The organism is Paraburkholderia yinzeri (assembly GCF_046581065.1).
Classification (GTDB): Bacteria; Pseudomonadota; Gammaproteobacteria; order Burkholderiales; family Burkholderiaceae; genus Paraburkholderia.
Window position 1 is genome coordinate 1,133,548 of record NZ_JBFOCJ010000001.1, and the last position, 18,067, is coordinate 1,151,614.

Sequence of the window (18,067 nt, forward strand, 5' to 3'; positions counted from 1 at the left end):
CTTGCCTGATCGATATGTTGGCATTATCGAAGAAATCTTTAACGGCCCCGTACTATGACCAGACGGCAGCAGCGAAGGACACGGCAACCGATGACGAAGGAGATGTTATTGCCCATTCCGGTGTCGGTCGCCCGCAGAAAATCGATCGAACACCATATGGCTTACCATATGCTCGTGACGGGTCAAGGTAATTTATCGATCATCGGCCAGCTATTCAGCGCGATCTATTGCGCATACTTTGTTGACGACGTAACTCAGGGCCGGTCTGATCCCGATATGTTTCGACTCGCGGAAACTGCGTTGCACGAATGTGCGGTTCGCGGTAAAGCCGAGGGACGATTCGAGGGATCATCTGAAGGGATGATTGCAATCCAGCGGGTGCTGTCCCTCCGCGATCAACAATTTCTGAGTGCTCCCGCTTACATCATTGCCGACGCCCAGACGCGGCTCGCTAGGTTTCTGGCCAGTGACGACATATCACCGTTCGCGCCTGAGAGGAGGTCGCCGGTTCGGTGACCCCCGACCTCGCTGGATTGACCGGGTTGGTGGCTGTGTCGCTGTCGTCTGTAACACGATTCCTGCATGTATGACTCGACAAGGTATCGAGCATGCAGATTGAATACGATTATCAGATGCCGGCTATGCTGCCGTTGGGTGCAGTGCTGGTGTAATACGGCTCACGCCTCCGCATTTCAGGTTCCAGATTAAGTTCGGGTTATCTTTCAGGCGGGTTTTACAATCCATGATTATCTTACGGTTGACGAGGCATATTCCTGAAACCTAAAATCGGCCGGCTATACAGTCGGGGCCGTTCCGTTGAGAACGAAAGCTGTCGGCCTGCAACGCACAAGAATATGGAATACGCATGAATTCGACCGAACTGGCCCAGATAATCCGTGGCGGATTGATCCAGCAGGACCGTTTGATCAAGACGGATATTCCGTCTTTACCGAATAATGCGCTTGTGCCGCGCCGGGCGGTAACTTGTTCCGAGCTGGGCCGGGATTTCAGCGTCACCCTTGATATGGTGTCTAGCGCGGGCGATGTCCAGCTCAAGACGCTCATTGCCCAGCCGATGACGCTGTGGATTCAGCAGGCCGACAAATCCTGCCTGCCGATCAATGGCTATATTCACACGGCGAGAAGGCTGGGCAGCGATGGGAGTCTGTCCAGTTATCAACTGGTTTATGCATCATGGATGCACTTCCTGCGCTTCCGCCGTGACATGCGGTACTGGCAGGACAAGACTGCCGACGCCATCATCACCGATGTCTTCAACATGCATCCGCAGGCGCAGGGCCAGTTTCAGTTCGTCCTGCGCAAGCCGTTGCCCCAACGCTCCTATTGCCGCCAGAGCGAGACGGACTGGAATTTTGTGCAGCGGCTGATGGAGGAGGAGGGCCTGTTCGGCTTCTGGCGCCATGCCGGGGACGGCAAGTCGCATACGCTGGTCGTGACCGATGACATCTATTCGCTTGATGAAGCGTCGACAAATCCGCTCAGTTTCTATCGGTCGGGTACGGGCAGCGAAACGGATGCCTTCACGCAATGGTCGGGTACGCGCACCCTGCAGAGCACCACCTATACGACGCGTACGTTCGACTACAAGGCACCATCGTCTTCCGTCCGCCCCAAGGGCACTTCGCTGCCGACGATGCCTGGACAGGGGAATCTGCCGGAACAGGCGGAAGTCTACGAATACACTGGCGCCTACACGTATCTGACCCAGGACCGCGGCGAGCAGCTTTCGAAAGTTCATCTGGAAGAATGGGAGTCGCGGGCCAAGCGATTCTTTGGCACGGGTAGTGTCCGGGGCATCGATGCCGGTCGACGCTTCGAGCTGAGCGGTCATCCAGAGCATGACCGCGATGCGGCCAGTCAGTGCGAGTTTGCGGCGATCAAGGTGCGACGGTATATCGAGAACAACCTGCCGCTGTCGAATCAGGAGGCGAGCTTTCCGCATAGCTTGCAGAGCGAACTGGCGCAGGCAAAGGCCGAGCATACTGGGGAAACCGTTACCCATGCGGACGGTTCAGCCGGTTTCTTTCTGGCCGAAGTCGAGGCGCAGCGCGTTACGGTTCCGTACCGTAGCCCGTTCGAGCACAAGAAGCCGGAGATGCATCTGGAGACGGCCGTTGTCGTCGGACCGAAGGGCGAGGAGGTCTATACGGACGAGCTGAACCGGGTGAAGGTGATGTTCATCTGGGACCGGCAGAATCCGGGGGATGCGGGTGCATCGTGCTGGGTGAGAGTTGCGCAGTCGGATACGGGCGGCGGCTACGGGAGCGTCCACGTTCCCCGGGTCGGCGAAGAAGTCCTCATCGGTTATGTTGGCGGAGATTGCGACAGACCGATCGTGCTCCACCGCGTCTACAACGGGAGCGTCCAGCCGCAATGGCATAGCGACGGCATCCTGTCGGGGTTTCGGTCGAAGGAATACTCGGGTTCCGGTTATAACCAGATGGTCCTCGACGATGCAACCGGACAGAACCGTATGCAGTTGATGAGCAGCAGCGGGAACAGCATGCTGCATCTCGGGTACCTGATCGACCAGAGCGGCAACACGCGCGGTTCATACCTTGGCTCAGGATTTGCGTTGACTACGGGTTCGTACGGTGCAGTGAGTGCTGCACAGGGGATGTACGTCACGACGTATCCGAAGGCGGCGAACAGCCAGCAGATGGACGTGCGCGAGGCGCAGCAGCAACTCGTCAGTTCCGAAAGCACCATGGAGGCGATGTCGCAAGCCAGCCAGCAGCATCAGGCGGAAAGTCTGGATACCGGTCACGACGCGCTGAAGAGCTTCACGGATGCGACGCAGGGCAGCGTACAGGGCTCGCAGTCGGGAGGCAGGACGGCGGGCGGGGGCACGGGCAGCGCGAACGCGTTCAAGGAACCCGTGATGCTGCTTGCAAGCCCATCCGGCATTGCGCTATCAACGCAGCAGTCGGTGCATATCGCGAGCGGGCAGCAGACCAATGTGGTGAGCGGCCAGAGTACGTTCATCGCGAGCGGGAAATCGCTGGTGGCGAGCGTGGCTGAGAAGATCAGCCTGTTTGTGCAGAACGCGGGGATGAAGCTGTTTGCGGCGAAGGGGAAGGTCGAAGTTCAGGCGCAGAGCGATAACATCGAATTGACGGCGCAGAAAACGGTGAAGGTGCTCTCGGCGACGGAGAATATCGTGGCAGCTGCAAAGCAGGAAATCCTGCTGACTTCCGGCGGCGCGTATATCCGGATCAAGGATGGCAACATCGAGATTCACGCCCCCGGCAAGATCGATATCAAGGGGGCGACACATAACTTCTCGGGACCGACGCGGCTCGATACGACGTTCCCGTCATGGGTAGCCGCAGATGGCAAGCCGAAGCGTTCGACATCGTTTTCGGGATAAGCGCGTAGCGAAGCAGCAGGGTGCCGGGGAGCACGCGGCGCTTTTATGAGAACAATCAGGAAACATACTGCATGGCAGCTGACAATGGCGATACGTTGACCCCGGTTTCTCAATGGGCCTATCCATTTCCACAAAAAAATGCGACTGGCACGGTGAACCCCGACGCCTACCTGGCCGCCCTCCAAGGGAGCGATGGCTCCTTCCCTCTAGGCTTGAACGGTCTATGGCATGGCGGGATTCACCTCGATCAGACTGGCACATCATCGACGGTCACGGATAGCGAGATGGACCGCAGTAGTGGCGTTCGCTGCATTGCCGATGGTGAGGTCGTCGCTTACCGGCTCGATAGCGACTACCAGCATTTGTCTTATCCCGACAAATCGACGGTGTTATATTCGCGAAGCTTCACATTGGTCAAGCACAAGCTGACCTTGCCTGCGGTGCCGGCAAATAACTCTCCGACGCAACCGTCAACGGTAGCACCTGCCAAGAATGAACCGAACAAGCTAAGTACGGACCCGGCGGATTCGCTGGTCTTTTTCAGCCTGTATATGCATTTGGCCCCCTGCACGGTGTATCAGCACTCGGAACAGGACAAGAACAAGAAAACCTGGCCCAGCTACTACAATGCCGAGCCGATTTATACGGTCAACGCCCAGCGCGCCAAGGATAAACAGGAGGATGTCAAGACCGGGGAACCGGTCATGGGTTCACATGTGCATCGTGACAACAAGGGTCATGCAGGCGAGAGCATCGGTATTTTGCGTTCGGGCAGCAAAGTCAGGATGCAACGTTTGGCACATGCTCCAAAGCACTGGGGGCGCATTGCGAGCGTCATCTCCGGTGAGATAGTTCCGATTCAGCCGGGGAAACCGGTGCCGCCGGACGCTTCGCATGGCTGGGTGTTTCTTGACTGGCTCGATAGCGAGATCAATCCCGCGGCCCTCGACAGTGTCTACGTGCTGCCTGAGCCCGTTCGCATCAGTGCCGGTGACGTGGTGGGTTATCTGGGCGAATATCAAAATGCCGAACATGCTTCGCCGTTGCCGCCCACTCCGCAGCGGGCATTGCTGCATGTCGAGGTGTTCGCCGGTGACGATTTGCAGGCGTTTCTGGCGCGCAGCCGGGCACGTGCGGCGCAATTGACGCAAGAGCCGAAGACGCAACTGGTACTGTCAAAAGGCGCAAATCTGTACGGCTATAAAAGCGCCGGTGATTTGACGCTGCCCGCGAATACCGCAGTGACGCTTGCTCAGGACGCATCGCAGACAGGCATGTGGACCAAGGTGCAGGTCAAGGCCCCCGGGGCGACCAGCGCAACGAATTACTGGATTGCACGCAGCGAACTGGCGAGCACAGACACGCGGCGCGCGTGGAATTCGTTTCCGCTATCGTTATCGGCTGCACCGTCCGGAACGAGCGACTATACCCGTGTCGTCAATATCGCGGGTCTGACCGGGCACATGGACGACCAGAAGCATACCTGGTACGAGGTCGACGCGGGCGACGCCAATATGAACACGGTCGATGGCTTCGTCTGCGCATCAGGCCAGCCGAATGTCTCGTTGCAGAACAAATGGGCGTGGGCTGGTTTCGAGCTACTGTCGTCGAGTTTGGCGACGGTCGACCTTTACAGGCGTTATCTCTATCTGAAAGGCGATAAGGCTACGTCAGAAGAACAGAGCGCTTTCGAAGCCGGTTTCAATGTGGCGAAAAGCAATCCACTGATCGAGAAGCTGGATGAGATTCTGACGCCCAAAACCCAACCACACGGCAGGGTCCAGGGTCAGGATTTGCTCTCCGCATTGAATCTGAAATGGCGCGCGAGCCGGGTCGATCATCTGGTGGTGAAATATGAAAGCGAGTGGGGCGGGAAGATGACCAAATGGGATGCGCTCGACCCCTTTATGCACGATGGCCTGCCGTATTGGACGACAGAGAAAGAGCGAATCCAGCAATTGCAGATGTGGGATGCGTGCAAAGAGGTATTGAAACCGGTGTCGACACCGAGTGTCTATCACTTGCATCCCGTTGGTATCGTGGGGAATTTTTTTGATCCTGACGCTTGTGCTTGCGGTTGTTGCCTCAATAAAAAAATTCAGGTCGTGCGCTGGAATGGACACTATGGTCCGTGTTATTGGGGCTCTATGACACTCGCAAATGCGCCCGCACTTCAGGCAATGCAGCTTAATGGTGAGATGACTGCAAGTGAGAGTCGCATCATCGCGGCTATGGCGCCAAACGAAGGTAAGCTCGACACGGTTCAGTCTTACGACGATCAAGTTATTACTGCTGGCGCTATGCAAAAGACCATGCGCCCAAGTGATGGTGGAGGAGAGTTTGCCCAGCAAGTCGCGGATTTCCGTGCAGAAAGCGAGTCGGGCTATCAAGAACTCTTTGCTAAATGTGGATGGACGGTGGTGGGCGCAGGTGATGGCGCACGCCTTTCGTTTGCACATCCAGAGGTTACAGGAGGTCAACTAATGACCGGAGCGAATCTGCGAGAGAGGATTAGGGACGGTTGTGACAAGCAGACTAACCATCAGTATTTGCCCAATCCAGCAGTCGCAGCAATCGCGCACGCAATATCTGATTTGCGGTTTCAGAAGTTGCAGATCAAGGATTTCGTCAGTCGTCTGCGCAAGTGTTTAGCCTCCCGTCCGACCGACTATGACTATTCGGTTGGCGAGTATTTTCAGGGAGACCTTGGCCGAGCAACGGTGCTTGACCAGAGCGTAAATCGGCCCGCTTTTGTAGATGATGACCTCGCGACGTCGCTCAATCACTTGTATGCTACTCATCCTACCGCGCCCCGCAATCCAAACAACTGGGGACCAGCACGTGCGGAGCTAGAGCAAGCTTTGGCTGATCAATACGGCACGACACGCCGCATGGCGATCTCGAATGGAGTTTCCGTTGCGCCGGGTCGTTACAATAATCTCAAATCGACATTGCAATGAACATCCGAATCGCAGCCCAAATCGCTTCGCTTGCTTGCATAGCGATCGCCGCGCACGACGTACAGTGCGCCGAAAATACTTCTATTGTCGATTTTTCTAACCACTCGCGGTTGGTCCTGTCTGAGCCGGTTCCCTCGCAGCTGCTTCGAATATTCGGCGCTGGCTGGACACGTCTAACATTTATACGCCCTGACGGAACTGCACTACCTATCGTACCGAACGAATCACTGACGGCGGAAGGGGGGGTCATCTTTTCTCATCCAGTCGAGCATGCTTTGTCGTCTGACGGTCGATACATCGTGCTCAACTGGACACGGAACGGAGTCGTTAGTACTGAGGAGGGAAAGCCCGCCTTAGAGAGCCGACAGTTTTGCCCGATCCTTGACACGGCCACTGGTTGTGTTTTCCGCGACGATTCAGGCGGCGTGTGCGGTGGCACGTGGGACGCGAAGAATGACTCATGGGACGACACTTTGGGTTCTGGCGAGACGCAGACCATGGACAAGCTTGCAAAGCCTACGGCGCAGGGTCTGTGGGCACAGTACAGCGGCTCGCCAGGTAGCAACATCAAGGATAACTTGAACGCCGCCCTCGGTCTCACTAACCTCAAAGCATGCGATCCTCCTAGCGCCACAAACGCGAGCTACTACGCCAAGATCGAAGCTGCACTAGGACCGGCTGCAGAGGCGGCAGCTAAACCTGCACCATCGGTCAGTGGAGAATTGTCGCAGGATGCGACAACGAACGAACAAGCAGTATGGGTCGTAAAGCCTGATAGAGCATGGCTGTATGCGCAGCCGTCTGTGGGCAGCAGTCACCGCGGTTATCTGATCCACGGCGATCGCGTCACGGTGATCCGCAAGGGAGATGACGGTTGGCTGCAAATCCATTACGAACGTGTGGGCAAGCAGCCCATTGAGGCGTGGCTCCAAGCTGGGGATTTGACCCGCTAACGTGCAGGTGCTTTAGCTGGCTCGTGGCGGCAACTGTTAAAGCTGCGGTGATCGTCATTTCTCGTTTGATTGTCCATCGATTGGACTACAGAAACAACAATGAAGCGTTGCTTAATTCTTAACGACGACAAGACCACCGCGAACGGGACGGTAGTCGCTACGCCTACGACGATCCAGTTCATGGGCCGCGATGTCGCCCACGAGGGCGACGACGTGCAATGCCCTGTGTGCCATACGACGGGGAAAATCAAGTGCGATGGTCCGCGTCAGGTGATGACCGCGCCCGATGGTCGCCATGCCGCATTGAACGACGATCTTTGTATCTGCAAGTGCGAGCCGCCGCCGAAGCTCGTTGCTTCGCAGCAGTCGATGTCGGTCGACGCCTGATAATCTGAGCGCGCAGTCCGTATGACAGTTGTTGATGATCGTATTGCAAGGATTCGCGCCTGTCTCGCGGCCGAAGAGGGGTTCACCCTGCTGGATGAGAAGTGGTCCGGTGCATTTAGCCAGTACAGCAAGACTGGTACAGCCCGAGGGCTGTACCAGTCTTGCCGGGAAAGCGCTGGCTTTACGGGTTCTGCTGCATGCCGATCGTGGCGGCTGCGGCGCGCATGGATGTCGCAATGGTGTTCGTCAGGGCGGCCGGAACCTGCAGTACCGTCGTTGGTGAAGTGGCCGGAACCATATAGCCGCTGACGAGCTTGCCGTTCATCAGGGCAATGACGAGCGAACCACCTGCATTGATCGTGTTCTTGATCGTGTCGTCGATTGGCACGTCGGGCGCACCGACTGCCTTCGGCAGGGAAATCGTGATGACGTCCGGATTGCGGGGATAGACCGACCAGCTGCCCGTGACCGGGAAACCAAGCGGTTCATTGCCATAGTTGCAGCCATGGGCACCGCTTTCGACGATCTGCGCAACGCCGTTTGCCTCGATATCCAGAAGGAGGCAACTGCCCCCGATAGCGATCTGCGTTCCGGCGACTTGCTGCACGGACGTATAGGTTTGCGACGCGCTCCCGAGACCCGATACTGTCAGCCCATTCGGGAAGGCGGTCAGCCCCGTGAGCGGGATGGCAGCGATTGACGTAAATGCACCATTGAGCCAGGGTATACCGATTCCGTTGGCCGTCAGCATGATCTGGTCATTCGCATGCTGCATCGTCGCCAGATAAGCTGTCGTCCCCGCCGGGAAGCTGCCTGTCATCGAGCTGCGTACCGGATTGCGGTAGTCGATCTGCAATGCCGTCGAAAGGGGCTCTCCCGATACATCGGTTGTACGGTACGAAACCGTGACCGTATCGCCCGTGTTCGGGTCGGTGCCGACAAGATTATTACCGGTCTGCGAGAGCGTATACGCCGGATGAAGCTGGTCGTTGGTGAGCCAGTTCGTCCACGACCCGTCCGTCTTCATCAGATAGGCCCCTTCGCCGGAGGTCAACGAAATGAAATTGCCGCTGAACATTGCGTCATAGCTGCCCACAGGTGACACGGGTGACCATTTGCCGTTGCTCTGGACCTCCTGGGTGACGCTAAGCGTCTGGCCGGAAAGTGTCCAGTTCTCCCGCACCGGCGAGACGCTGGTAGACCAGACACTGTCAGGCACCTGCTGCAACATGTCCCCGTCCACGGTGTAAAGCGGACCAGCCAGCGCCGTCGTCGCGGCAACCGCCTGGCTGAATGCCGGGTTGGTTAGCTGGGCGTCGACATCGGACTGCCCGACGCCGTCGACGGTGCCCTTCGACACGTACGCATTCAGCGTAGCCTGCACCAGCGACCAGGAAACCGGCCCCTGACCGGCAAGCGTCGTCATGTGGCTGACCATGTCGGCAGAGATCGCGGCGGTGGCGGTATCGCCGCTGGCAATGTAATCGGCATTCGGGTCGACCTGGCTGCCGACGAGCTGCTGGACGGACTGCGTGGCCTGCTGCTGGCTCTGGCCGGCGTTCATCTGTGCGACGACCATCGTCGTGAGCGGCGTCACGTTCTGCGTGGAACCCGAGACGACCGCAGACAGCGTAAACCCGTTCTGGAGCGTCGTGCCCGAGGTCACGTCCGTCGCGCCGGCCGGCACGATCGCGAGCAGTTTCTTTCCGGTCATGTCGCCGGCAACCTTGAACGAATAGCTGCCGGTGTTGTCGGTCGTGGCGGTCGGCTGAGAGTTGTCGCAAGCGCTCTGACCGTTATCCAGGCAGACGGTGACGCCGGATATGTAGCCGTCGATCACCTTGCCGCTGATCTGGGTCTGGCTGCTGGAACCATTGCCGGATGTGCCGGCCGCCGAATTGCTGCCTCCACCGCCGCCTCCGCAGGCGGTGAGTATGGCGGTCATGGACGCGCACAGTGCGAACCGTGCGATTCCCGTGTTGGCGTTCTTCATCTTTCTCTGGACCTCGTTGTAGTAGGTGGGTACTGCCGGAGTGAGCTTTTACAGCGCACACATGGACCGTTCATGGCCCTGGGCGGCCGATGACAGTGGTGCCGCGACCGCGACTCGCAGTGATCAACCCTTCCCGTGCGGCTTGTTTCATCGCGCGATTAAGGGTGTTGGGATGAATACCCATGAAATCAGCCATCAAGCGCTGCGGTGGCAATACATCGCCGATGCATACCTGCCCGTTCCGTATGGCGGTCTCAAGTGCGTCAAGCGCGACGCGCCATACGGTGCCGTGCTTGCGTTCTATCCTGCAAATCCATGAATTCATTGGGGCTCATTGGGCGTTTTCCTCCTGAAGATGACCGGGTCCGACAGACCGGTTTCTCCTTCTATATGTGAGAAATAATCAAGGAAGATCAGGGCCCGGTACGCATGATCGACTATTGGGCGATTTGCCAGCCATTGTCGGTCTTGATCATACGGATTTCGAACGAATCGGCTGTCATCGTTACATCGTCAGTGAAATCATCTATTTCAAGCGGCTTGCTTCCATTTCTGGATGAGAATAACTGGTCGAAAACCTGATGAGGTGTGTTGGGGCAATCTTTTTCCAAAGTCATTTCGACTTGAAAGAGCCCATACTCTTTAATTTGCGAGTCAATTTGCTGAGGAGTGTACGAGTATAATTGAAGTGCCCGATTATATTTTAAATGATCCTCCTGGTTTTCCATCATGTAATCGTCAGCGGTCTTGCCGGGGTTGGCTGCAACCCAGGCATCCTGAGCCTGCTTCCAGTTGTCGACTGTCTTTTTTGCATCAGCCACACTTTCTTTGGTGGTTTGCGCATATTGGGGATATGTATTCTTGATGAATGACTTGACGTCATCAGGTGGTGTGAGATCGAGCGTATAACTTACCTGGACGACGTAGCTACCGTCCTGCTGACGAATGCCATTGATTCTCTTGAAATCCTGAACATCAATGTACTGGCAGTCTCCCAGAGCAGTTTTGACGGCCTGCTTTGCTTCGGATTTGCCTGGCTTGTCAGACTCCGAACAGGCAGCCAGAAAGCTGGTCATCACGAAAATGACAACGAGCGACAGCAATGATTTAAATTTTTCGGTTTTCAATTTTAAAGCCTTTTATAAATTTGTTATGATAATCTGGGGGGTGAAGGTCAACCTTGGATCAATGCGCGAACCATAAGCTCACAGAATATTGCGATTCCCAGCCAGACCCAAAAAATCACCCTGGACTGCTGAAAGGCACTGCAGCGTCTCCAGAGGTAAACGGGGATGATAAAAGACAGTTTGCCGAACTGTTTCGTGTTGATCTGGTGCTTCTTTAATTGAAGGTAGTCAATCAGTGTCAGGCCATAATTGCAAATGACTGCAACCCACCAATAATGAGCATGGGAAAAAGAATATGCCATGTAATCGTCGAACTGGTCATCTTCGATTCCACTGATTCCAGCGTTCAACCCGATTAGCATCGAACGGATCACGAGACTGATCAAGGGCGCGAAAGCTAAAAGCCAGAGAATTATTTTTTCATGCCTGCTACCGAGGTACTGGTTGCTAAAAATGACACTGCTGTCAATATCGGATTGATTTTTCATGGTGACTTCCTGTGGTTCGAGGTGAATAAAATTCGTCATGACTTGATTGGCCTTTTTCGAACCTCGCATAAGGTGACAAGGTACGAGTTAAAAATGCTCCCGTGGCACCGCTTGCGTTTCTGGGTGGCACGTCATCGATGTCCGGCAACACCCTGACTTACCGGTAATGCCCCATCGTGATTGCCATGGAGGCCGCCAATTCCGGCATGTTTTCGAAGAGGGCCGGATGTCAGCTGATGCCCGGCAACCATCGCGGTGATGGCGGGCGGGAAGACGAAGAACCTGACGACGATATGACTGATGCGGAAGCCTTGTCAGGCCGGTGACGTGTCGGGCTTGTCTGCAAGCTCCGCAGGGGCAGGTGCGTGCCAGTCGTCGCTTCTCCCTTCCAGATCCGGGTGCTGGACAATTGAATCGCTGGCTTTTTCTTTTGGTACTGCCACGTGCACATTGCTTCATTCCCCGATGTAATATTTGACGTGTTTACACTACAGAAACGCGTGCAGCGAACCTGCGGCTGCGATTGAGACCAGTCAAGGCTCGCGATCCCATCAGGCAGTGTTATTTGTAGAGTATATGCTACTATAATTGAAGTGTTTATAGCGTCGTGAATTGGTCTTCTGGCGGGCATTCTGCTTGCCATGACTATCAGGCGTTCAACTTCTTCCGCTACGCATCCTGCCCCGATCTCGATTGCCCTCGGCAAGCGGATCAAGGCATGCCGGCATGAAGCGGAGAAATCCCAGGAAACGCTCGCTTTCGAGGCGCACGTTGACCGCACGTACATCTCGGCCATCGAGCGCGGTATCGCCAATCCGTCTGTTGAGACGCTGGCGAATATCTGCTACGCACTGAACGTGACGCTGGCCGAGCTGTTCGCGCCGTTGAACAACGTGTCGTTGAAGCCGACGGGCGAGCGCCGCGCGAACGCGGCGACGCCACCGGAGATCAGGCGTCAGCGCTTGCGCTGACCAACGGGCGCATCGAGACGGCGCCCTCGATCGTGACGACCTGTCGGGCGCGGCAGGAGCGATAACGTATCGACTCCGGCTCATGCCAGTCGAGCCGGGCGTTAAAGCCAGCCATTCCGGGTTCGTCGCCAGCGGGATCGACCAGGAGCAGCGCGTTCGGCAGGAACGTGCGCTCATCCCGCCGTCCCTCGACGCCGACCGCCAGTGCTGCATGCCAGCGGACTGGCCGTGACTGCCGCCAGCCGACGATAGCCGGTCGCCCGCGCGACAATTCCCTGGAGATGAAGCGCAGGATCCCGGACGCCGGACCCGGGCAGACGACCGGCTGCACTCCCAGATTCAGCTCGGCGATGAAGCTCGCCAGTTCCGCGAGCGTCAGGCCGTGCAGGTAGTGAGGCCAGACGCGATCCCATACGCGCCGTTCGTTGCCGCCCGCGTGATACGGCAGCGCGACCGGATCGGCAAGCTTGTCGAGCAGGGCAAGCCCCATCGCGACGCAATGCAGGGTGCTCCCGCCGTCCCAATGGCCCTGCCGGCTGAAGAGCGGCGTGCCGGACCCGGCGACCGTCAATTGCTGGCCGGGCCGGATACCGGCATGAAATTGCTGGATCAGCATGTCAGTCATCGCCCGGCAACAGGACGATCGTAGCCGGGCGATCTTCCATCCGTGCTGAGCCAGACGGTTTGCCCGCCGGTGAAGACATGGCTGGACAGGATGCGATGGCCGGTCGCAATCGCCTGTTTGTTCTGCTGGCGATCGGGTTCAGCCAGTTCGCCGAAGTCGCCCCGCCCGTGACGGCACAACGGATCGATGATCGAGACTTTTGCATCGGTGAGGACCGCCACGGCGGCAGGCGTGGCGAGGATACGGCCAGGCCTGAAGTGCGGGCCAGCGTGCTGGGTCGAAAGCAGATTCATGATGGACTTCTCCAGTCAGAGAGCGGACACCGGTTTCCGGCCGAACCGGATGCGGGGTCGCAGAAACAGAGGGAAAGGTCGGACGCGAAATGCGTCTGACGGTGAAGAGGCACTACTGCGCTTCTGAAGCGAGCGCGTTCGGGTAGTGCTTCGCGAGGATCTGGTTGATCCGGTCGACGAGTTCAGGCCGCCTGAAGGTCAGATGTCCATTGCCGTTCTTGAACCAGCGCAGATGGAAATAGTCGTTTTCAGCTTCTGTCTGCCGTGCCTGCCGCGCGTCCGAGACGAGGACATAGGCGCCGTGCCGGTGGTCTGGCTCGGGCTTGCCGTCGAGTACGCAGAACACGCGGATCAGGTCGTCCAGTTCGTCGATGACCCGGTGATTCGGGGAACCGGAGCTGAGCAGAGACGTCACGATGATCCGCCTGCCGAACCTGAATGGCTGATTGGTTTTGTAGTCCCACGACAGCCGCTGGAAGCATTGAATGACCCCGCGCTCGAACATGTCGCCACGCACGCCGTAGAGCTGCGCGAACGTGGCTTCGATATTGGCGGCGGTGAGCTCCGGGACGTCGCCATCGGCAAGCTGCCGGTCCCACTGCCCGCGCGCCTGTGCATCCATGAAGGTGCGCAGCCCCGATTCGGACAGCAGGTAGTTCCAGCCGCGCGAGTCGATCACGCTGACGATGGCGGCTTTTGCCTCGTCGCGCTTCGCGTAGTCTCCGGTAACGCCCGGCCTGCCGCGACAGGCATAGGCGTCATCGAGTACGAGGCGGGGAAAGCCGAGGTGTGCCGCTCTGGCGAGCTGTTCGGCTTCGGCGAGCAGGTCGAGCGCGGCGCGGACGCGTTCGACGACCGCGGCACGCTGGTTGGCGAGATTGGTGATGCTGATGCTTTTGACAAGGTCGGTGGTCTCCACGGGATGCTCCAGAAAAGGGCGAGCGAGGGCCTCCGGACGGGCCGGACACGCAACGCAAGTGCGGGAGTGGAAAAAACTGGATCGCCGGGCGCAGGCCCGGCTTATGCCGTCGGGGTGAGGGTGGCGAGCTGGCGGCGCAGCGCAAGGGCGCGGGCCTGCGAACAGCCCAGATGCAGGCGGATGTCGGCGACCGTTGGCCGGACGCGACCGGCGGCAACGTCGCGCGCGAGCTGCATGACGTCGTCGCCGGCTAACCCGGTGCGCGGCAACGCCGCCATGTCAGTGTCAGACGGCACGTGACTGCCGGTAGCGGTTTCACGACTGGCAACCTCACTGGTGTGACCCGTCGTGACTGCCGGGAGAGTGGCCTTGTTGGCGGCGGGGACGACAGCCGTCGCGGGTGATGCAGGTGACGACGGCGGCGGCCGGAGCGCGACTGTCCACAGCAGGCACGCGACGCCTTCGAGTACGGCGGCGAATGCCAGTCCGGAGAGCAGATCGACGCGTGCGGTACTGACGCCCAGTAATGCCGCGAGTCGCGACGTGACGGGATCGGCCCGTAATGCGTCACGCCGGGTCGCGGCCCGGTCACGTTCGGCCTCGTCTCGCCGGATGTCATCGGCTTGGGCGTTTGTTCCGTCGCGATCTAAACGGTATTCTGTAGTGCGAGATATTTGGCGTTGAGACAGTGGCGGATGTCTCGCGCTCAGCGAGAATGAATGAACCGCAGTCGAACGCGAGACGTAGATCGACACCCGGCGCAATGTTGTCGCGCGCTGCAAGAGCAACGGCCCCGGGATGCTCGCCCGGGGCCGTCGCTCAGAACGGATCGTCGATGTGATGCCGCACCGGGGCGGACCATGGTTGCCTGCTGCGCTGGATCTGCTCTGCGTATGCGCTGCTGAACCACAGCAGCCAGTCGCACAACAGTTGCTGGATCTGGGCCGCCGCCTCGTCGGTGAGCGCGGGTAGCGGCGGCGGTCGTGGCCCGATACGCGTGGACGGTGTGCGTGACTGACCTGGCTGCTGAGGGCGGCGGCTCATCGCATTTCCCCAATCGCCTGCTGCAACAGCTCGTCGGGCAGATGGTTCAGCCCTTTGGGCACAGCCAGCTGCATGGCGGTGCGCAGGATACGCCCGGCATTGCGCGGCAATCCGCGCGAAGCCTGGCGCAGCAGTTCGAGCCCGGTTTCGGAGATCAGCGTGTGGTTGCAGCCGGCGGCCTTGAGCGCGTGGGCGATGAGCTGTGCGAAGCGGGCGTGCTCGGTGACGGGCTGCAGTTGCACGCGGGTCTGGATGCGGCTGTAGAGCGCGGCGTAAGCGTTGCGCTCGAGCATCGGGGCCAGCTCCGGATGGCCGGCAAGCCACACGGTGATGAGACTGCGGGCGTCGAAGGCGAAGTTCAGGAACGAGGGGAAGTCGCGGAAGAACTCCGGCGGCAGGTTCTGCGCCTCATCGATGATCCACACCGGCAGGACCTGCTTGCCGTTGGCCAGCTCGGTGATGCGCTGCTTGATGTCGCGCCACAGGTCCGCGCGCCGGTAGCTGGGTTCGAGCCCGAGTTCGCGGGCCAGCGAGCGGTACAGGTCGATGCGCCCGAACTCGGTCTCGGACAGATAGATGGTCTGGTAGCGGTGCGGATTGAGGTTGCGCGTGAGGTGGCGCAGCATGGCGGTCTTGCCCACGCCGGGCTCCCCGGTGAGCAGGCCGATGCCGGGGCTGTCGAGCAGCCACTGGAAGCGTTCGGACAGGCGCGCGAGCGCGCCATCGTCCCACAGATCGGTGCCGTCGGTGTCCAGCGGCGCGCAACGCAGGCCGAAGTGTTGGCGGTACATGTGTCAGTCCTCGCGACGGTAATGATGTTGATGGACGAGTTCGATGAGGTTGGCTGTGGCAGCGGGCGCTGCAGTCGCGGCAACGGCGGGCGTCCTGCTGCGCCGGCGCCGGCTGTTGGCCAGCGCATCAAGCGCGGTGGCCGCGCCCAGTGGAGCGCCCTGCCTGCTCTGGACACGCACGACCGTACCGGCGTGCGGATCGACGACGAGCACGACGTAGTGGCCGCTGAGTTCATAGGGCACCTCGAAGACGGCGCCTTCGTACGAGACGGTGCCGTCGCGGCGCACGCGTCGCTCGACGCGGTGCAGGAACAGCTCATCGAGCCTGGGGGCAAGCGAGCCGAGCGCGCGGATGCGCGGCAGGTCCTGCCGGTAGCGCGAGAGCGGCGTCACGTTCTCGCCCAGCGCGCTGTGTGGCTCGCAGTGGTAGACCTGTTCGAGCCACGCCCACAGCCGCGCGTTCAGGTCAGTCAGCTCGCGGATGTGTGTGGTGTCCAGTTCGGAGAGGAACTGCTCGCGTACGGTACGGTGCCAGCGTTCGAGCTTGCCCTTGCTTGTGGGCTGGTAAGGCTGGCAATGCACGAGACGCACGCCCAGGTCTGCGCAGATGGTCTGCAGGCTCGCGGCGCGATAGGCCGCGCCGTTATCGACGACGAGCATCTTTGGAATTCCGCGACGCAAGAGCGCCTGCTTGAGCACGCCCTCGATCTCGAGGGCCGTCTCGGACAGACAGAAGGCGCTGTGTGCAACGAGGCGCGAGGCATCGTCCATGAGCGAGACGAGATAGGTCTTGCGGCGCGCCCCGCCAAACGAGAACGTCGGGCCGTGCATGACGTCACCGTACCAGATGGAGCCAGCGTACTCGGCCACGAAGCTGCGCTTCTCCTGGGCAACGACTGTAGGGCTGGCGATACGCGAGAGGTCGTGAGACTTGAGCAGGCGGTGCACGGCGCAGCGTGAGAGTGTGCCGCGCGCCACGATGCCGGTGGCCTCCAGCAACAGCCGGATCTGGCGCACCGAGCGGCTGGGGTTCTCGCGTTTGGCGGCGAGCACCGCAGCCTGCACGACCTCGGGCAGCTTCGAGCGACCCGTGTCGGTGCGCGGCCGGATGGCGAGCCCTGCGATGCCTTCGCGTCGCCAGGCGTAGTACCACGTCTGCAACGTGCGCTCGCTGATGTGACGCCGGCGCGAGCCCGGGATCGCGTACTCCTTGAGGGCGAGCTGACGCAACAGCTGTAGCAGCTCGCCGCGTTCGAGTCGCTCGCGGCTCACGATGGGGCCGAGCACGGACAGCCGGAACAGCGCCACGGGGTCGATGTCGTTCATGAAGTCTCCGTTGAAGTGGAAGAGACCTCATGAAACGCCTGATGCCGTGCAGGCGGCAGTGGGCAGACCCTGTGGGTTGCCCGTTACCGCGTCCGGCAGTGCGTCTCGTGTGGAATTGCGTTCAGCCGATCACGGGACATCGAGGCCATCCAGATCAAGCCAGGCCATCGCACGCGACAGCGACATGAGCGCGAAGCAGGGGCGCCAGAAGGTCGCCGTGTCGGCTGCGCGGCCCAGTTCGGGCAAGCGGCTTCGCAGGGCGAAGGCAAAGTCCTCACTGCAGCGCATGAGCCATCGCCACCAGCGGCGCACGGTGTGGCGATCGATGCCGACCAGGGCTGCGATGCGGCGCAGCGACAGGCCAGAGAGGATCAGGCAGAGCACGAGTTGCTGCAACGCCCAGCCGTACCAGCGCAGCGGGCAGATGCACAGCGGCAGGCGCGAACAGGTACGTCGGCAGGCGGCACAGCAATAGCGTGGCACGGGCACCGGATTGAGCGCGCCGGTGACGCTTCGGTCGGCCTTGCGTTCATAGAAGCCGTGCGCCCACAGGCACGTGCGGCCGCAGTGCGGGCAGCGGCCGGGATGATAGGACTGGGGCGTGGTGACGATGGAGCGAAGATGCTGTTCGAGCGTGAGAAAGGAATGTACGATCCGAAGCATAGGCCGGGCTGTTCTGCGTTCGTGGGCTGGTGTGAGAGCCGTCTCACGATAACAGAGGAGTACCGGCCTATCTCATGTCCACCGCATCGCACGATGCTCACGCTGAAATTCAGGAAATCGCCCTGGACGAACGCGA

At 59.6% G+C, this 18,067-nt stretch carries 19 protein-coding genes; 7 read left to right on the forward strand and 12 right to left on the reverse strand.

The window, feature by feature from the left end; genetic code table 11:
* Nucleotides 1–90: 90 nt before the first annotated feature.
* The 5 genes from WJ542_RS05520 to WJ542_RS05540 all read left to right on the forward strand — a co-directional run bounded on the left by WJ542_RS05520 (nucleotide 91) and on the right by WJ542_RS05540 (nucleotide 7,691).
* Nucleotides 91–516 (forward strand): hypothetical protein, encoded by a 426-nt coding sequence (locus WJ542_RS05520; protein WP_411188339.1) that lies wholly within the window; start codon nucleotides 91–93, stop codon nucleotides 514–516.
* A 349-nt stretch (nucleotides 517–865) separates the two neighbouring features.
* Nucleotides 866–3,391: a type VI secretion system Vgr family protein gene (locus WJ542_RS05525; RefSeq protein WP_411188340.1), complete on the forward strand. Its 2,526-nt coding sequence runs from the start codon at nucleotides 866–868 to the stop codon at nucleotides 3,389–3,391.
* Nucleotides 3,392–3,462: 71 nt separating this feature from the next.
* Nucleotides 3,463–6,351: a hypothetical protein gene (locus WJ542_RS05530; RefSeq protein ID WP_411188341.1), complete on the forward strand. Its 2,889-nt coding sequence runs from the start codon at nucleotides 3,463–3,465 to the stop codon at nucleotides 6,349–6,351.
* Between the two features lie 497 nt (nucleotides 6,352–6,848).
* Nucleotides 6,849–7,304: an SH3 domain-containing protein gene (locus WJ542_RS05535; RefSeq protein ID WP_411188342.1), complete on the forward strand. Its 456-nt coding sequence runs from the start codon at nucleotides 6,849–6,851 to the stop codon at nucleotides 7,302–7,304.
* Nucleotides 7,305–7,403: 99 nt separating this feature from the next.
* Nucleotides 7,404–7,691 carry a PAAR domain-containing protein gene (locus WJ542_RS05540; protein WP_411188343.1) on the forward strand — a complete coding sequence of 96 codons (288 nt, stop codon included), beginning with the start codon at nucleotides 7,404–7,406 and terminating at the stop codon, nucleotides 7,689–7,691.
* 181 nt (nucleotides 7,692–7,872) lie between these two features.
* Here WJ542_RS05540 and WJ542_RS05545 read toward each other — a convergent pair whose 3' ends face one another.
* Complete coding sequence (locus WJ542_RS05545) at nucleotides 7,873–9,684, reverse strand: hypothetical protein (RefSeq protein ID WP_411188344.1); 1,812 nt, start codon at nucleotides 9,682–9,684, stop codon at nucleotides 7,873–7,875.
* 70 nt (nucleotides 9,685–9,754) lie between these two features.
* Nucleotides 9,755–9,898 carry a GntR family transcriptional regulator gene (locus tag WJ542_RS05550; RefSeq protein ID WP_411190483.1) on the reverse strand — a complete coding sequence of 48 codons (144 nt, stop codon included), beginning with the start codon at nucleotides 9,896–9,898 and terminating at the stop codon, nucleotides 9,755–9,757.
* Between WJ542_RS05550 and WJ542_RS05555 the strand changes: the two genes are divergently transcribed.
* On the forward strand, nucleotides 9,857–10,003 hold the full coding sequence (locus WJ542_RS05555) for a hypothetical protein (protein WP_411190598.1): 147 nt from the start codon (nucleotides 9,857–9,859) through the stop codon (nucleotides 10,001–10,003). The two genes, WJ542_RS05550 and WJ542_RS05555, sit on opposite strands and share 42 nt — an antisense overlap.
* Nucleotides 10,004–10,121: 118 nt before the next feature.
* On the opposite strand, the gene WJ542_RS05560 is transcribed toward WJ542_RS05555, so the two are convergent.
* Both WJ542_RS05560 and WJ542_RS05565 read right to left on the reverse strand, forming a co-directional pair.
* Nucleotides 10,122–10,811: a hypothetical protein gene (locus tag WJ542_RS05560; protein ID WP_411188345.1), complete on the reverse strand. Its 690-nt coding sequence runs from the start codon at nucleotides 10,809–10,811 to the stop codon at nucleotides 10,122–10,124.
* A 47-nt stretch (nucleotides 10,812–10,858) separates the two neighbouring features.
* Nucleotides 10,859–11,299 (reverse strand): hypothetical protein, encoded by a 441-nt coding sequence (locus WJ542_RS05565; protein ID WP_411188346.1) that lies wholly within the window; start codon nucleotides 11,297–11,299, stop codon nucleotides 10,859–10,861.
* A 641-nt stretch (nucleotides 11,300–11,940) separates the two neighbouring features.
* On the opposite strand from WJ542_RS05565, the gene WJ542_RS05570 reads away from it, so the two are divergent.
* On the forward strand, nucleotides 11,941–12,270 hold the full coding sequence (locus WJ542_RS05570) for a helix-turn-helix domain-containing protein (protein WP_411188347.1): 330 nt from the start codon (nucleotides 11,941–11,943) through the stop codon (nucleotides 12,268–12,270).
* Here the strand turns inward: WJ542_RS05570 and WJ542_RS05575 are convergent.
* The 8 genes from WJ542_RS05575 to WJ542_RS05610 all read right to left on the reverse strand — a co-directional run bounded on the left by WJ542_RS05575 (nucleotide 12,248) and on the right by WJ542_RS05610 (nucleotide 17,931).
* Complete coding sequence (locus WJ542_RS05575) at nucleotides 12,248–12,886, reverse strand: hypothetical protein (RefSeq protein WP_411188348.1); 639 nt, start codon at nucleotides 12,884–12,886, stop codon at nucleotides 12,248–12,250. The genes WJ542_RS05570 and WJ542_RS05575 overlap by 23 nt on opposite strands.
* A 5-nt stretch (nucleotides 12,887–12,891) precedes the next feature.
* Nucleotides 12,892–13,188: a hypothetical protein gene (locus WJ542_RS05580; protein WP_411188349.1), complete on the reverse strand. Its 297-nt coding sequence runs from the start codon at nucleotides 13,186–13,188 to the stop codon at nucleotides 12,892–12,894.
* A gap of 112 nt (nucleotides 13,189–13,300) precedes the next feature.
* A complete protein-coding gene (locus tag WJ542_RS05585; RefSeq protein ID WP_411188350.1) occupies nucleotides 13,301–14,107 on the reverse strand; it encodes a DUF4942 domain-containing protein in 807 nt (268 codons plus the stop codon).
* Nucleotides 14,108–14,208: 101 nt separating this feature from the next.
* Nucleotides 14,209–14,889, reverse strand: coding sequence for a hypothetical protein (locus tag WJ542_RS05590; RefSeq protein ID WP_411188351.1), 681 nt, complete (start codon nucleotides 14,887–14,889; stop codon nucleotides 14,209–14,211).
* A gap of 37 nt (nucleotides 14,890–14,926) precedes the next feature.
* Entirely contained in the window at nucleotides 14,927–15,151 is a 225-nt protein-coding gene (locus tag WJ542_RS05595) for a hypothetical protein (protein ID WP_411188278.1), read from the reverse strand.
* Entirely contained in the window at nucleotides 15,148–15,942 is a 795-nt protein-coding gene (locus tag WJ542_RS05600) for an ExeA family protein (protein ID WP_411188277.1), read from the reverse strand. Before WJ542_RS05600 ends, WJ542_RS05595 begins: the two co-directional genes overlap by 4 nt.
* Nucleotides 15,943–15,945: 3 nt before the next feature.
* The gene (locus tag WJ542_RS05605; RefSeq protein WP_411188276.1) at nucleotides 15,946–17,268 is read right to left on the reverse strand and encodes a DDE-type integrase/transposase/recombinase; all 1,323 of its coding nucleotides are present in this window, start codon (nucleotides 17,266–17,268) and stop codon (nucleotides 15,946–15,948) included.
* Nucleotides 17,269–17,397: 129 nt separating this feature from the next.
* Nucleotides 17,398–17,931 (reverse strand): DUF6431 domain-containing protein, encoded by a 534-nt coding sequence (locus WJ542_RS05610; RefSeq protein ID WP_411188275.1) that lies wholly within the window; start codon nucleotides 17,929–17,931, stop codon nucleotides 17,398–17,400.
* Between the last annotated feature and the right edge of the window lie 136 nt (nucleotides 17,932–18,067).